General features: G+C 27.4%; 1 protein-coding gene. It reads left to right on the top strand.

Going from position 1 to position 1,013, the window contains the following annotated elements; all coding sequences use genetic code 11:
• Nucleotides 1-880, top strand: an 880-nt coding sequence (locus tag ACZ1AQ_RS15105; protein ID WP_489633693.1) for a hypothetical protein, incomplete at its 5' end; no start/stop codon positions are given.
• Nucleotides 881-1,013 lie beyond the last annotated feature (133 nt).

The raw sequence follows: 1,013 nt of genomic DNA, 5'->3' as shown, positions 1-1,013 counted from the left end.
GGGAACGTTACCAGCAATTATAAACGAAATGAAAAAAATAGCAATTATAACATTCATAATGACAACTTTATCTTGTTTCTCACAAGAAAACAGAATTGATTTTGAAAAAATAAAAGAATTAAAAATCAAAGCAATAACTGGTAGTTCTGTTTCCATAAAAAATGGATTTGTAAATACCGAAGACAGTAATACTTTTATAAATCTCTATAACAGCGAAGGAAAATTGACGGAACAAATCTTTACAAACTTAAAAGGTGAAAACAATACCAAATTAAAGCTGTTTTATGGGAAATGTAAAAATTTTGAGAAATCGGAAGATATCGAAAGAATAAACGGCAAGGAAAAAACCACAAGGACAGTTAAAATAGTTTATGATGATTTTTGCAGAGAAAGTAAAATAACCTTTATAGATGAAGACAATACTATTAAGGAAATTGAGGAAATAAATTACAATAAAGAAAATCAAAAAATCTCTAGTATTTCTAAAGATTCGGAAAATAAGATAAGTAGTAAAATTACATTTTCATACCCTGAAAAAAACATTGAAGAAGCTAAAGCGTATTTTTCGAATAATGAGTTTTGGTACCATCATAAAATTAAAAAAGATGAAAACGGAAATGAAATAGAAAATATATCATTTAATGAAAATGGAAAAATAGACAATAAGGAAACAATAAAGTATCAATATGATAATACTAAAAAAATACTTGAAGAATTACATTTTGACGAAAATAATCAATTGAAATATAAAAAGGACTATTTATACAATGGTGATAATTTAATAGAGAGAGTCACAACAACAAAAAAAGAAGTTGGAATAAATATGCCAAACTTAACTGAAAATATAAATATCACGATATACTATTACACAAAGGAATAACTGCTGGTAACAGCCGTTACACGAGATTTGGGCATTAGGTTGAATTTAAAGATGGTTTTGTACTTGGGAAATTTGTGTTTAACTGAAAAACCTCGCATCTTTAATCCCAAACCTCGTGTAGCGGCGGGACGTT

It is taken from the genome of Flavobacterium sp. UM26, assembly GCF_057922445.1.
Note: the sequence above shows the minus strand (reverse complement) of the source record. Positions and strands in the feature narration are given on the sequence as shown.